The sequence below is a fragment of the Gymnodinialimonas mytili genome, assembly GCF_037544085.1.
GTDB lineage: Bacteria > Pseudomonadota > Alphaproteobacteria > Rhodobacterales > Rhodobacteraceae > Gymnodinialimonas > Gymnodinialimonas mytili.
Window position 1 is genome coordinate 1,064,014 of sequence record NZ_JBBIFW010000001.1, and the last position, 13,444, is coordinate 1,077,457.

The following is a 13,444-nucleotide window of genomic DNA, read 5'->3' on the forward strand; positions in this document are numbered from 1 at the left end:
GTGTCATAGCGTCTGACTAAATAACGGTAAGGTCGAGATTTACAGGTGTATCCGATTACTTCTGTGTGCCAACTTGTCGCGCAGATTCAAGAATGATCGAGGCATGCAAAAACTCCGGCGCTTTCGTGATCGCCATCTGAGGGCTTTTCATTCGGTTGCTTCTGCGGTCTGCCTTCTGGTGTGTTCGCGATAGTTTGTTGGTCAGCGGGCGAATGAGTGTTTCGAACGACCGTTGAGTAAGAGCCCCTCATGCGCCCATCTTGACGGCTTGCCCATGGTTTCCCCTCGGCAAACCGCCTCTCGCAAGATAGGGGCTTCATTTCTTCGATTAGATCGCTCAAGACAGCTGTGATGCAGCGCATCACATATCAAACAATCGAGTACCCAGCTGGTCGCGAGGCGCTCACTCTTTTCTGAGGGGTGGCCAAATGGGACGCATATCTACACGTAAAACAACCGGTATTCTGGTGGCGGATCAACGCAAGGATCAGGTGCTGCTGTTGCAGGATCTGGACGGGGACGGCACGACCAGCGGGGCGGAAGAGACAACCGTCTTCTTCGACGACACAAACGCCAGCGGCCTGGAGATGCCGACCAACAATGTGTTTTCCGTGCATCAGGCGTCGGACAAATCTGTCTATATCGGCGATGGCACAAGCGACACGATTTACCGGCTCACCGATGAAAACGCCGATGGTGACGCACAGGATGCGGGCGAGGCGTCCGTCTGGTTCTCTGCCGAGAACGCGGGCGGCTTGTCGACGGTCACGCCCAACGGCATTGCCGAGGGCGCCGACGGTGCGATCTATATCGCCAACGCCGGCACGACATCGACACCGCAGGATGCAATCTATCGCACCGTTGATCTGAACGGCGACGGCGATGCAAATGATGCAGGCGAGGCGACGGTCTGGCTCGACCTGCAGACCGTGATCGACACCTCCGTGCCCTTCGACCTGAGCTTTGACGGCAATGTCGCCTACCTCAATGACCTGACCGGCACGGCCACGGATGTGATCTACCGGATCGAGGACATCAACGGCGATAGCACGATCCAGGCCGAGGAAGTCACCAATTTCATCTCGGATGACATGAACTTTGGCGCACCTGTCGATATCTCCAGTGCTGTCGGGGTGGATGGCGCGCTCTACACACTCACGTGGTTCCCAGAGGGCAACGAGGTTCTCAAGATCTACCGCCTGAATGACTTCGACGGGTCGGGTCTGATCGATCAGGTCTATGAGGCCACGGAAGTCTGGAATGCAAACATGATGCCGGGTGGCATCGCCGCCGAGATCGGCTTCTCCCTGGCCACGGACAAGGACGGCGGGCTGATCCTGACCGCCAACAGCTTTGCGGGCGACGCCAATGTGGTCAAACTGACCAACCTCAACGGCGACGGCGATTTCTTCGATGCGGGTGAAACGGTGATCTTCGGCTCAGACCAATATGACGGCCAGTTGATCCGCCCGCGCGCGGTCGAGGCCTATGAGGGCGAAACGCAGATGGTTGCCAGCACCGTAGGCGCGGGCAACCATTTTTCTGTTTTCCTTCAGGACGGTGTGCTCTATAGCGCCGGTGAAAATGTCGTCAGCCAATTGGGCAACGGCAGTGTCGGTTTCGACGTCAAGGCGCCGATCGCCGTGGAAATGCCCGAAGGGTTTGACGGCACGATCAAATCTGTCTCTGCCGGCATGCTGCACACAACCTTCCTGACAGAGGACGGCGACGTCTACGCCTTTGGCTTCAACAACCGTGGCCCGCTGGGTGTGGGCGATGAAGAAAGCCGCCAGTCGGCGGTCAAGATCAAGGCGCTGGACGATGTCGAGATCACCGGCATCGAGAATGGCAACGGCGTGTCCTATGCCATCTCGGCCAAGGGCACGCTCTACGCCTGGGGCAGCAACACCAATGGACAGCTCGGCACAGGCGATCAGGATGAACGCCTGGTGCCTACGGCGGTTGAGGCTCTGGCGGGTGAAACCGTGGTGGCCGTGTCCTCTGGCACCTCGCACACGCTGGCGCTAACGGAAGACGGGCAAGTCTGTGCGTTCGGCAGTAACACTGACAATCAGGTGAGTGGCAGCGAAGATCGCCGCGTGATCGACCCCGTTCTGGTCGAAGGCCTGCCTGCTGACATCGTAGGTGTCACAGCGGATGGCAAAACCTCCTTCGCCGTCAGCGCCGACGGTCGTGTCTTTGGGTGGGGGCAAAGCGACACCGGACAGTTGCTACAAGGCAGTGACAATGGCGATGGCACCTTCACTGTCGATCCTGCGGATGTGGCGGTACCGGTCGAGCTTACCGGCCTGCCAGAGGGGGTAATCGACGTGAAAGGCGGGGCCCGTTGGGCCGTGGCGCTGACCGAGGACGGCGATGTCTATGCCTGGGGGCCGAACGACGAAGGCCCGACCGGCGGACTTGACGGTGATCCGGAGGCCGGAAGCGATGTCAGCTTCCTGCCGACCAAGATCGCAGAACTCGATGACGTGAACATCGTCGAAATCCAGACCGGGCCGAATTCGATCATCGCGGTCAGCGACACCGGTGCCGTCTTCACTTGGGGGTCGAATTCGGACGGGCGGCTGGGCTATGCCTCCGATGGGTCGATCTATACTCCGCAGGAGGTTGATTTCGAGGCTGATCCTGCCCCCTTCCTCAAATCCGCGACGCCCTCCGACAACGGTCGGGATGTGGAGAATGACGCGGCCTTGATCCTGACCTTCACCGAAGAGGTCGCGGCCGGTGAAGGCACCCTCACGCTGGTCAACCGCGATACTGGGGCGCGCATCGAGATTGACGTCATCGATGACAGGCTCGTCAGCTTCGACGAAGATACGGTAACGATCACGCCACCCTCTCATCTGGACGCGGATGCGCGCTATGCGGTGGAGATCGAGGACGGGGCCTTTGAGGACAGCGAAGGCCAGAGCTTCGAAGGGATCAAGGAAGGCGACACCTCAACGTTCAACTTCACCACCTCCGAAGAAGCCGCGGCCTCCGAGGATCGCTATCGCGGCACCTTCCGCGACGATCTGTTGCGCGGTGGCGCGGATGACGACCGCATCAATGGCCGTTCCGGTGATGATCTGATCTCAGGCGGGGAAGGCGACGACCGCCTGAACGGGGCCTGGGGGGACGACCACCTGCGGGGCGATGCGGGCCGGGATCGGCTCAACGGCGGCTGGGGTGACGACACCCTCGATGGCGGCGCGGATAACGACGTGCTGAAGGGCGGCTGGTCCAATGACGTGCTGTTGGGCGGCGAAGGGGATGACCGGCTGAACGGAGGCTTCGGCAGTGACCTGCTGGATGGCGGTGCCGGGGATGACCTGATGACGGGGGGCTTTGGCGTCGATACCTTTGTCTTCAACGGTGGGAATGACCTGATCCAGGATTTCGACACAGGGGTTAACTGGTGGGTCTTCAGCCGACCGTCCGACCAGATCGTGATCGACATTCAAGGCGTGGATAGTTTCGCGGCGCTCATGGACGCGGCCTACGAATCCCGAAATGCCGTGACCTTCCAATTCGGTGACGACGCCAGCCTGACCTTGCGGAATGTGCAGATGGCAGACCTTGACACTGACATGTTCAGTTTCGTCTGAGCCTTCGGAGGGGAGCCGTACCCGCGGCTCCCCTCCTTCAAGGCTGATCTCACTCAGACCCGCAATTTCACTTTGCTTGCCCTATTGTCCCGGCCAGCCACCTGCGAAACCCCGACAGAGGTCGCTCAAATACCTGTGCGAACAGAAGGCAAAAAACGACGGGCAGTGCGACGAACAACAGGGCTTTCGCGGGAATACCCTCAGGAAGTCCGGCATCCATCAAGTGCATGACTGGATAATGCATCACATAGATCGAAAAGCTTCCTCCAGCACACCAGCGGATGACACGGCTGGCGGTCGAGCCGAACCGCGGTGCGACGCGACTCATCCCCAACAGATGTATGCAGAGGCCGATTGCGATTGCTGTATTCCACAGCACCTCACGCGCGTAATTATACGCCATCGGGTGTCTTTGCGGAACGAGCCATTCCGGCGTCATGCGAAGCAGTTCATGGTCGGCTCCGGCAAGCTTGGCCACGATCAGCCCGGCGATTGGGAGGATCGCCTGCAGCAGGGCGATGCGGACCGTCCGCGGCCTCTGGCCGGTCCGGATACGATGCCAGACAAACACGCCAAAAAGCCAAGCCGGGAGAAGCACCAGAATGCCCAATCCGAACAACCAGGCAAGACAAACCAAGGCGACGATCCGCCTCCAACCCTGCATGAACAGCGCGACGCCGAGCAGCAGGTAATACGCCGCCTCGAAGCTAAGCGACCAAAGCGGTGCATTCGATCCGAGCTGGACGGGGGCACCGACCCCGCGCCACTCCTGCGAAAAGCTGGTGCCGCGCAGCAGGAATTCTACGACCGGAAGCTCGGAGTAATGGGCTGACGTGTATGCGCCAGGATCGATTGCCCGACCGATAGCGTCAAGAACCAGCGTCAAGATCAAGGCTGGCAGGATCACACTCAAGAGCCGCGTCAGACGGTTGAACGCATAGGTCGACCAATCGGCATCCCTGGTTGCGGCGCGCCCAATGACGAGGCCCGAAATAACGAAAAAGACGATCACAGCGTCTGGCGCGAGGGTCCAGTCTCGCACCCAGAACAAGTCGCCATCCGTGAAGCGGATGTTCCCAGCATGGCCAAGCACCACCACGAACGCGGCACCGATGCGCAATAAATCCAGCCACACCGACAAGTCCGGCGAGATATCGTTCTTCAGGCGAGGCGCGTCTGAAGGACACCGATCAACCATCGTGCATATTGTCCTGCCAAAAACCTGGATGCCACGCGTCCGGCCTGAGGAATGATCGCGTTTGAGCGAATCTACTCGTTGCATCTAAGCACTCACGCCGCCGGGCCAAGCCCACCACGCCGCCGCATCAACAAGGGGTCTGTCTGATTGCCGGATAATGGCAAAGGTTTAGATCGATATGACAGGCGCCCGCATCTTCCGCACGGCGCCGTCAATCGACAGGGAGAACCAAATGGCGTCCTTGGCGATCCCAGACCCAGCCGTCCGGGCAGTTCTTCTCATGTCCGGTTCTGGCCGCAAGTGATGCCGCTGATCGCTGCGGCCTGCTTGAACGTCTCCCAAGAACATATCGAAGGCATGTGGCTGACCGTTCAGCGGATGTGTCGCATGCGATACGCCGTCGGGTCAGTTTTGGGCCAAGTCCCCTGTCTGTCGCACTTCTGCAATTGTGGTCAGGGCCAGCCGTTCGATTAAGCTGTGCTCAATCTCTTCTAAGACTGACGCCACTTTTCTTTGCAGAACGTGCTCTACCGAGCAGGCGGGGGTTTCCTCTTCTGCGGTTGTGGCGACAAGGCTTTCATCCAGCGCAAGATAGACATCTGCCAACGTGATTTGGTCGGGTCCACGCGCAAGACGCCACCCGCCCGCATGCCCCTTTTCGGAGGTCAGCAACCCCGCTTCCCTCAGCCTTCCCAAAACGCGGCGCACTACAACCGGGTTTGTTCCGGCATGCGCGGCGATATCCGCCGATGTTCGCACGCGCTCCGGGTCGCCGGCCATATGGCCAAGAGTGTGGAGGGCGAGCGACAGGCGTGAGTTGCGTTTCATGAGCGGTTCTTCTCCAAGCACGCTGCGCAATGTAACTTTTTGTGTTGCGTTAATCTAGTAACTGCGTAAGTTACCTGACTTGCAAGGCAATGATTGGAACCAAAGATGTCAGATAGACGCCTTCCCGTCACGGTGCTTTCCGGCTTTCTGGGGGCGGGGAAGACCACGCTTCTTAACCGTGTTCTGAACAATCGCGAAGACCGCCGGGTCGCGGTAATCGTCAATGACATGTCAGAGGTGAACATCGACGCGGATCTCGTGCGCGCTGACACGGAACTCAGCCGAACGGACGAAACGCTTGTTGAGATGTCAAACGGATGCATCTGCTGCACGCTACGGGACGACCTTCTACAAGAGGTGCGACGGCTCGCGATGGACGGGCGCTTTGACTACTTGCTCATCGAGTCGACGGGTATATCCGAACCACTTCCCGTGGCGGCGACTTTCGATTTTCGAGATGAATTCGGCGACAGCCTCGCAGATGTGTCCCGCCTTGATACCATGGTAACAGTGGTTGATGCTGTGAACCTGTTAAAGGACTATTCCAGCCATGATTTCCTGCGGGATCGCGGCGCAACCATAGGCGAGGAAGATGATCGCACATTGGTTCATCTGCTGACCGATCAGATCGAGTTTGCAGATGTCGTCATTCTGAACAAGGTCACCGACGCGGGACCGACCCAAGTGGATGCGGCCCGCAAGATCATCCGCAGCCTGAACGCCGATGCCGAGATCATCGAGACAGATAACTCCGACGTCCCTGCATATGCGATCCTCGATACCGGGCTTTTTGACTTCGAAAAGGCGCATGAGCACCCGATGTGGGCGAAGGAGTTATACGGTTTCGCCGATCACGTGCCTGAAACCGAAGAATATGGCGTTGCCTCTTATGTCTATCGCGCGCGACAGCCGTTTATCCCGGAGAAGATATTGGAGGTCTTGAATGACGACCCGCCGGGCGTCATCCGAGCCAAGGGGCATTTCTGGATTGCCACCCGCCCGGATTGGGTCGCCGAGTTCTCGCTTGCCGGGGCTTTGTCGAGCGTAACGCCGCTTGGGACTTGGTGGGCCAACGTGCCAAAGGAGCGCTGGCCCGATCATGATAGCGCAAAGGCCTACATAGCAGATCACTGGCAAGAGCCTTGGGGAGACCGGCGACAGGAACTTGTATTCATCGGTGCCGGGATTGACTGGCCCGCGATAAAGGCACGGCTTGATGCCTGCCTTGTGCCCGAACGCGTTGCGACCTGCCCGGAGGCGTTGCCAGACTATATCGACCCCTTTCCAATTTGGCGACGGGCAGAGGCGGCGGCGTGAACCTCATACGCGCAACCGTTCAGAACGCGGCGGTGGGCGTCGCCGTCGCGGATAAGCCAAAGAACCTGAAGGCTTTTCTGCGTCCAGGCTGTGCGGCAGCAATTTGGCGGCGGCAGCTCGTGCAAGAGTTTCAGAGCTGGGTCAATGCTCTGGAGCCGTCATGCCTCCCACAAGGGCGGGTCGTCGTGCAACCTCATAAAGTGCACACTGTCTTGGCCTCGCTCTGCGAGACGTCGCAGACACTACCTTGCCCGCAGCGGGCACAGCTTATCGACGATATCGCCGATCTGGCGGACATTTTTTCAGACCTGATGAACGCGCCGTATCTGCGATTGCGGCTGCAGGCAGTGACCTCCAACGCCTGTCGCAAGTTCCATATCGATGCAGTCACCGCGCGACTGGTCTGCACCTATCGCGGAACAGGCACCCAATACGGTGTTTCACCTCATGGTAACGAGCCCGCGCGCATTTTCACGGTGCCGACCGGCGCGCCGATCCTATTGCGCGGTACACGCTGGCCGGAGATCCCTGCCTCTGGTCTCCTACATCGGTCGCCACCGATCGAGGGCACGGGCGAGACGCGGCTGGTTCTTGTGCTCGACCCTGTATTTGACTTGGAGGATGCGGAATGAAAAACCGCAATCTCGGGGATACAAGCCTCCGCAGAAAACGCCAGTCCATCGACCCGATGCGCGCCTACGACGCCTTACCAACACCCCTTCGGCAATGGCTCTCTCAGGCTGCCTTGCCATGGTCGCCAGCCTCCGCGCGGCGCATCTGGCAAAAGGCTCTGGCGAAAGGCCTAAGCGCCGAAGAGGCGTTGTCATCGCTTGCAACAATCGAAGCCAAGACGCTCGCGCGTGACGTCTACGCACGCCCATCCGCCAATCATTCAAAACCCTAAAGGAAGTCGCCGATGTCTTTTGTAGCGAGACTTGCTGCCGCCAGTCTGATGGCGCTGAGCACCGCGTCGCCCATCTCCGCTCAGGAGGGAAGCCTCACCATTTCCGTCGGCTCCGGCCCCACAGCCGAAGTGCCCGACCCGCGCGCGGGCTATAACGGCTGGATGTCGAACCAGACCGGTGTGACGGAAACCCTGTTGGGTATCGATTATGAGCTGAACCTTTATCCGCGTTTGGCCGAAGCGATTGCGCAAGCCTCGCCCACCACATGGCGTGTAACCTTGCGCGAAGGTCTGCAGTTCCACGACGGCACCCCGGTAACGGCGCAGGCCGTAGTGGAGGCAATTGCGCCGATCTCTGATCAGGATCACCCGGGCCATAATGCGCGCGTCGCCAGCCTGCTTGATCTGGCTGCTTTGTCCGCGGAGGGCGACCGTGTTGTGGTGTTTGAGACGAACAGCCCCAACGCGGCCTTCCCCTGGACCCTGTCAGAGCCGGGCATTGCAATACTTGGTCCTGTGTCTGATGAGTTCCCGATCAACGCAACCGGCCCCTATATCTTTCGCGAAGCCATCCCGGAACAGCTCTACCGCGCCGAGGCGAACATAGACTATCGTCTCGGCACGCCCGGTCTGCAGGAAGTGCGTGTTGTGGGTGTCCCTGACCCCGGCGCCGCTGCTCTGGCCTTTGAGGCGGGCGAGGTTGATATGGTGATCAACTACCCGGAGGCGGATTTCGCGCGTATTCAGGAGACGGGGGCGCTTGGGTTCTCCGCCCCCACGGCACGTCTCTATTTCTATACCATGAACGCCACGAATGGCCCGATGGCCAACCCGCTCATCCGGCGCGCGGTCTCTGCTGCGATTGACCGTCAGGGGATCGTGGATGCCGCGCTGTCAGGCGTCGGTGGCGTGCCCGCGGGCACGGTCTATCCGGCTGGCACAGGCTGGGCGGCGCAGATCGACCCTGTCTATGATCCGGCATTGGCGGAAGAATTGCTGGCCGAAGCGGGCGCGGCGAAAGAAGGCGGGACGTGGATGCTGGACGGCGCACCGCTGGAGATTGACATCGTGACCTATTCCTCCCGCGCTGCTCTGCCGCCCACGGCAGAATTGACGCAGGCCTTCCTGCAAGCCATCGGCGTTCGGGCAAACGTGCGTGTGGGCGAATACGGTGCCAGCAACGACGCGATTGCCGATGGGACCGCCGACATGTTCCTGCAGGCCTGGGTGACAACGCCGCAGGGTGATCCCGGCGCGGTGCTGGAGGCGCTGCTCAAATCCACCGGCGGGTCCAATGCGGGTGGCTACAACAACCCCGAACTGGATCAACTGCTGGCGACGGGCCGTACGACCTTTGATCAAGAGGCGCGCGCGGAGATTTACGACCGTGTGCAGGAGATCATTTCAGCAGAGGCGGCGATGATCCCGGTGTTTCACGTAAGCCAGGTGAACGTGGCGCGGCCCGGGCTGACCGGGTACGCGGTGCACCCGACAGAGACCTATTGGATCACGCATGAGACTGCCTTGACCGAATGACAATCACCCTTTCCGGCCTGAGCGCAATCCGCTCAGGCCGCACGATTCTGCACCCGACCCGGGTGGATATCAAACCCGGCGAACGCCTCGGGCTTGTCGGCGCGTCCGGTTCCGGGAAATCCACGCTGGGTCACGTGCTCATTGATGCGTTGCGCGCGCGGGGCGAAAGCGTTGCCCATGTGCCGCAAAGCCCTGACGAGGCGCTGGATCCTTTGCGCTCGATGACTTTCCACTGGCGTGAAGCCGAGCGCGCGCTTGGCCTTGATCGTGATCCGGCGCTGCAGCGGCACCTTTTTGCGGCGCTGCGGATCGAAGATGGCGATCTGCGCAAACGCCCATGGGGCTGGAGCCGGGGCATGCAACAACGTTTTGTCATCGCCATGGCTCTGATCGGCACGCCGGACCTCCTGGTCATGGATGAGCCTACATCCGCGCTGGATCCGGTGGTGGCTGCGGATACGATGGACCTGCTGGAGGCCTGTCTTGCAGATCGAGGCACGGCGCTTTTGCTGATCACCCATGACCTTGGCCTTGCCGCGCGGCGGGTGGAGCGATTGATGATCATGGATGATGGCCGGATTGTCGAGGACGCGCCGACAGCGCAGTTCCTGTCTGCGCCGAAAACGCCTGCGGCCAAATCGCTGTGCGCCCATCGTAATTGGCTGGAACTGCCATGTTGAGAGTTGATCAGGTCTCTGTCCGGCGGGGAAAGGAACTGACCCTGCAAGACGTGTCCCTGTCTCTTGCACCGCGCCGAACGCTCGCCGTGGTTGGGGAAAGCGGGGCGGGGAAATCCACGCTCATCGGTGCGATCCTCGGGTTTTTGCCCTGCGCCACGGGGCAGGTATCCTGGGATGGTGCGCCGGTCCGCCGTTGCCGACCTGCGCTTGTCATGCAAGAGCCACGCAGCGCATTTAACCCGCGCCTTTCGCTGCACCACTCGGTGATGGAACCTGTTGTCGCGCGGCGCGTGAGGGCTGACCCGGACCGTCTGGACAAGCTTTGCCGTGGTTTGGAAATTCCGCCCGACCTTTTGGAGCGTCGCCCAGGCGAGGTGTCGATTGGTCAGGCGCAGCGTATCGGTATCCTTCGCGCGCTGCTGGCGGCCCCGCCGCTGGTGCTTTTCGATGAGCCGCTCTCGGCTCTGGATGCGGTTACTCAAAAACACACCGCGCGTCTGATCGCGGACTTGCAACGCGCGGAGGGGTTTGCAGCCCTGATCGTGACCCATGATCTGGGATACGCGGCAGCCTTTGCCGACGACATTGCCGTATTGCGTGCGGGGCGCATCGAAGAACTCACCGCATCGCCCGCCTTTGTAGAGGCGCCACAATCCGAGTATGGCCGGATTTTGCGCGACGCCGCCTTTGCCCTGGGCGCGTTGGAGCGTGTTGCATGAGCCGCGTTCTTGCCAGCCTTTTCCTGCGGGCCGCCGTTGTGCTGGCAGGCACAGCACTGGCCACATTTGCGCTTTTGTGGCACGCGCCCGGCGATCCGGCCCTTGCCATTGCGCTGGCCCGCTACGACGCGGTGATATCCTCTGAGGTGGTGGATCAAATCCGCGCGGAAGCCGGTTTCGATGCCGGGTTCTGGCCGGCCTTTCGGGCCTGGATCCTCCCACTGCTCCTGGGTGATTTCGGGCAATCCTCGGTCACCGGGCGGGATGTCTGGCCCGAGCTTGTGACGGCCATCTCCTACACGGTGCCGCTTGCGCTGGCTGGCCTTCTCATCGGTCTTCTGCTGTCCGTGCCGCTTGCGCTTGTCGCCACGCGACGGCCCGGAGGCTGGCTGGATCGTTGCGCTGTGGCATTGGCCTCCATCGGCGCGTCCATCCCGGCATATTGGCTGGGCCTGTTGCTTATCCTGCTTTTTGCCGTGCAACTGGGGTGGCTACCGGCCATGGGAGCCCGCACACCGGCGCATGCTGTCTTACCTGCGCTTACACTGGGGCTTGGCGTTGCCGCGTCGCTGACGCGTATCTTGCGGTCTGGTATCCTCGAAGCGCGCGGCCAGCCCTTTCTGCCCGCGTTCAGGCGGCGCGGCGTCGCCCGGCGCGACATCGAGCGTGACCATGTCGCCTTGCACGCCGCCGTGCCGGTGGTGACCGTCTTTGGCCTCGAGCTGGCCTTCCTGCTGGAAGGTGCGGTCATGGTCGAGGTGATATTTGCCCGCCCCGGACTTGGCAGCTTTCTGGTGAACGCCATTGAAGCCCGCGACTTTCCCAAGGTACAGGCGGTGGTGGTTCTGGCGGCAGTGCTCTTCGTGACCGTCAACCTGATAATCGACCTGATCTATCGCACGCTTGACCCCCGGATCGGAGACCGGGATGCGTAGTGTTGCTGTCCTTGTCACCTTCTTTGTTCTGCTGGCGCTCATCGGACCTGTGCTTGCGCCCTATGATCCCGCGCAGATCGACATCCCAAACCGTCTGAGCTCGCCAGGTGCCGGGTGGTGGTTGGGCACGGATGCATTGGGCCGGGATATCCTGTCGCGGCTGCTGCATGGCGCGCGTTGGTCGCTTGGCCTCGCCTTCCTGATCTCCGTTGTCGGCCTTTGCCTCGGCGCGGTTGCCGGTCTAGTCGCGGCCCTTGGGGGCAGGCGCGCGGATTGGGTGGTGATGCGCACAACGGATACCTTTCTGGCGTTCCCCGACCTTGTCGCCGCCGTCGTCATCGCCGGGGTGTTGGGGGCGGGAACCGGCAGCCTGATCTTTGCCCTGACGGTAACCGGCTGGATGCGCTATGCCCGGGTCGCGCGTGGCATCGGGTTGTCCTTGCAAAACCGCGGATATGTCGTGCAGGCGCGGCTTGCCGGCCTGTCCCCGCTGGCGATTGCGCGTTGGCACTACTTGCCGTCGCTTCTGCCGTCCCTCACTGTTGTGTGGACGGGCATGTTTGCCCGCGCGATCCTGGGCATATCCGCTCTTGGTTTTCTTGGGTTCGGGGTGCAGCCGCCGATTCCGGAATGGGGCACGATGCTGCTCGATGCGCGGATACATATGCGCTCCACCCCACTGCAGATGATCTGGCCCGGGTTGGCAGTGGTGATCTGCGTGCTTGCCATCAACCTGACCGGCGACGCCCTGCGCGACGCTTTGGCAGAACAGGAAAGCCGGGCATGACGGCCACGGACAGCCCCGGCCTTGGCATCGGGCCGCGCATCCTCTCCGGGGTGCTGGTGGCGGCGATGTTTGTCTGCGTCAAGCCGTCAGCGCGGATGTGCCGTTGGGCGAGATCGTTTTCTTCAGGTCTGCCTTTGCCCTGATCCCGTTGATCCTCTTCCTGTGGATATGACGTGAATTTCCACAGGGATTAGCGGCCAAGCGCCCATGGGTCACCTCTTGCGGGCAAGCTTTGATGCTGCGGCCTTGTTCGCCTCTTTCGCGGCCATTGCACGGTAGAACATGGCCGAAGCCATCCTGATCGCGCAGCTATCCTCCATCCTGATGGCAATCGCCGACGTTGGGCTGCTCGGGGAACGCCCGACCATCTGGCGGGTCGGTGGCCTTGCCCTCGGGTTTGCTGGCGTTGAGGTGCTGGTCTGGCCAGACCTTGTCGGCGGCGGTGCCATGGGTGAACGGCTTGTCGGTTTCGTGCTGGGGTTGCTGTCCACCGCGCTCTCCGCATTTGCGCTGATCATGGTTCGGAGCCTCAATCGCACGGAAAGTCCCGGCGCAATCGCGCTCTATTTCGTTCTTGCCTCCATGGTTGGGGCCCTGGCCACATTGCCAATGGGGTGGGTGATGCCCGGCGGCTGGGCGCTTCTTTTGCTGATCGGGGCAGGCCTCCTCGGTGGATTTGCGCATATCGCGATGACCCTTGCCTTCCGTCACGCCGAGGCGGCGCGGCTTGCGCCGTTCGAATACATGGCGCTCTGGTGGCCGATCCTGGCGGATCTTCTGATCTTCAGACTGCCCCTCTCCACAAGCTTTCTGTTTGCGGTGCCTCTTGTTTTTTTGGGGTCCGCCATTGCCACAGCGGAGCGGGAGAAGAAGGTGATCTCATGGAAAACAATATGATGAGAACGCGCGCTCATCCCAGTCGAGTTGAATAG

General features: G+C 61.0%; 13 protein-coding genes. 11 read left to right on the forward strand and 2 right to left on the reverse strand.

The features are described 5' to 3' along the window. Window positions 1–428 precede the first annotated feature (428 nt). Complete coding sequence (locus V8J82_RS05265; RefSeq protein WP_339972875.1) at window positions 429–3,608, forward strand: Ig-like domain-containing protein; 3,180 nt, start codon at window positions 429–431, stop codon at window positions 3,606–3,608. 67 nt (window positions 3,609–3,675) lie between these two features. Here V8J82_RS05265 and V8J82_RS05270 read toward each other — a convergent pair whose 3' ends face one another. Continuing rightward, window positions 3,676–4,806: an acyltransferase family protein gene (locus V8J82_RS05270; RefSeq protein ID WP_339972877.1), complete on the reverse strand. Its 1,131-nt coding sequence runs from the start codon at window positions 4,804–4,806 to the stop codon at window positions 3,676–3,678. Between the two features lie 405 nt (window positions 4,807–5,211). Then, window positions 5,212–5,634, reverse strand: coding sequence for an RrF2 family transcriptional regulator (locus tag V8J82_RS05275; protein ID WP_339972879.1), 423 nt, complete (start codon window positions 5,632–5,634; stop codon window positions 5,212–5,214). A 105-nt stretch (window positions 5,635–5,739) separates the two neighbouring features. Here V8J82_RS05275 and V8J82_RS05280 point away from each other — a divergent pair, with 105 nt between their 5' ends. The 10 genes from V8J82_RS05280 to V8J82_RS05325 all read left to right on the forward strand — a co-directional run bounded on the left by V8J82_RS05280 (window position 5,740) and on the right by V8J82_RS05325 (window position 13,409). Continuing rightward, window positions 5,740–6,951 carry a GTP-binding protein gene (locus V8J82_RS05280; RefSeq protein ID WP_339972881.1) on the forward strand — a complete coding sequence of 404 codons (1,212 nt, stop codon included), beginning with the start codon at window positions 5,740–5,742 and terminating at the stop codon, window positions 6,949–6,951. Then, complete coding sequence (locus tag V8J82_RS05285; protein WP_339972883.1) at window positions 6,948–7,583, forward strand: DUF1826 domain-containing protein; 636 nt, start codon at window positions 6,948–6,950, stop codon at window positions 7,581–7,583. Before V8J82_RS05280 ends, V8J82_RS05285 begins: the two co-directional genes overlap by 4 nt. Next, window positions 7,580–7,855: a DUF6525 family protein gene (locus V8J82_RS05290; RefSeq protein ID WP_339972885.1), complete on the forward strand. Its 276-nt coding sequence runs from the start codon at window positions 7,580–7,582 to the stop codon at window positions 7,853–7,855. The genes V8J82_RS05285 and V8J82_RS05290 overlap by 4 nt, the downstream gene beginning before the upstream one ends. 48 nt (window positions 7,856–7,903) lie before the next feature. Continuing rightward, window positions 7,904–9,391 carry an ABC transporter substrate-binding protein gene (locus V8J82_RS05295; RefSeq protein ID WP_339972887.1) on the forward strand — a complete coding sequence of 496 codons (1,488 nt, stop codon included), beginning with the start codon at window positions 7,904–7,906 and terminating at the stop codon, window positions 9,389–9,391. Further along, window positions 9,388–10,071, forward strand: a complete 684-nt coding sequence (locus V8J82_RS05300) for an ATP-binding cassette domain-containing protein (protein ID WP_339972889.1) — start codon at window positions 9,388–9,390, stop codon at window positions 10,069–10,071. Before V8J82_RS05295 ends, V8J82_RS05300 begins: the two co-directional genes overlap by 4 nt. Then, window positions 10,065–10,790 (forward strand): ABC transporter ATP-binding protein, encoded by a 726-nt coding sequence (locus V8J82_RS05305; RefSeq protein ID WP_339972891.1) that lies wholly within the window; start codon window positions 10,065–10,067, stop codon window positions 10,788–10,790. The genes V8J82_RS05300 and V8J82_RS05305 overlap by 7 nt, the downstream gene beginning before the upstream one ends. Further along, on the forward strand, window positions 10,787–11,725 hold the full coding sequence (locus V8J82_RS05310) for an ABC transporter permease (protein ID WP_339972893.1): 939 nt from the start codon (window positions 10,787–10,789) through the stop codon (window positions 11,723–11,725). The genes V8J82_RS05305 and V8J82_RS05310 overlap by 4 nt, the downstream gene beginning before the upstream one ends. Further along, entirely contained in the window at window positions 11,718–12,512 is a 795-nt protein-coding gene (locus V8J82_RS05315; RefSeq protein WP_339972895.1) for an ABC transporter permease, read from the forward strand. The genes V8J82_RS05310 and V8J82_RS05315 overlap by 8 nt, the downstream gene beginning before the upstream one ends. Next, entirely contained in the window at window positions 12,509–12,655 is a 147-nt protein-coding gene (locus tag V8J82_RS05320; RefSeq protein ID WP_339972897.1) for a hypothetical protein, read from the forward strand. The genes V8J82_RS05315 and V8J82_RS05320 overlap by 4 nt, the downstream gene beginning before the upstream one ends. A gap of 139 nt (window positions 12,656–12,794) precedes the next feature. Then, entirely contained in the window at window positions 12,795–13,409 is a 615-nt protein-coding gene (locus V8J82_RS05325) for a DMT family transporter (RefSeq protein ID WP_339972899.1), read from the forward strand. Window positions 13,410–13,444: the final 35 nt, after the last annotated feature.

Bases quoted from the DNA above. Each gene is read 5' to 3' on its own strand.
- V8J82_RS05265 (WP_339972875.1), top strand. From the start codon at position 429: ATGGGACGCATATCTACACGTAAAACAACCGGTATTCTGGTGGCGGAT.
- V8J82_RS05270 (WP_339972877.1), bottom strand. From the start codon at position 4,806: ATGGTTGATCGGTGTCCTTCAGACGCGCCTCGCCTGAAGAACGATATC.
- V8J82_RS05275 (WP_339972879.1), bottom strand. From the start codon at position 5,634: ATGAAACGCAACTCACGCCTGTCGCTCGCCCTCCACACTCTTGGCCAT.
- V8J82_RS05280 (WP_339972881.1), top strand. From the start codon at position 5,740: ATGTCAGATAGACGCCTTCCCGTCACGGTGCTTTCCGGCTTTCTGGGG.
- V8J82_RS05290 (WP_339972885.1), top strand. From the start codon at position 7,580: ATGAAAAACCGCAATCTCGGGGATACAAGCCTCCGCAGAAAACGCCAG.
- V8J82_RS05295 (WP_339972887.1), top strand. From the start codon at position 7,904: ATGGCGCTGAGCACCGCGTCGCCCATCTCCGCTCAGGAGGGAAGCCTC.
- V8J82_RS05300 (WP_339972889.1), top strand. From the start codon at position 9,388: ATGACAATCACCCTTTCCGGCCTGAGCGCAATCCGCTCAGGCCGCACG.
- V8J82_RS05305 (WP_339972891.1), top strand. From the start codon at position 10,065: ATGTTGAGAGTTGATCAGGTCTCTGTCCGGCGGGGAAAGGAACTGACC.
- V8J82_RS05310 (WP_339972893.1), top strand. From the start codon at position 10,787: ATGAGCCGCGTTCTTGCCAGCCTTTTCCTGCGGGCCGCCGTTGTGCTG.
- V8J82_RS05315 (WP_339972895.1), top strand. From the start codon at position 11,718: ATGCGTAGTGTTGCTGTCCTTGTCACCTTCTTTGTTCTGCTGGCGCTC.
- V8J82_RS05320 (WP_339972897.1), top strand. From the start codon at position 12,509: ATGACGGCCACGGACAGCCCCGGCCTTGGCATCGGGCCGCGCATCCTC.
- V8J82_RS05325 (WP_339972899.1), top strand. From the start codon at position 12,795: ATGGCCGAAGCCATCCTGATCGCGCAGCTATCCTCCATCCTGATGGCA.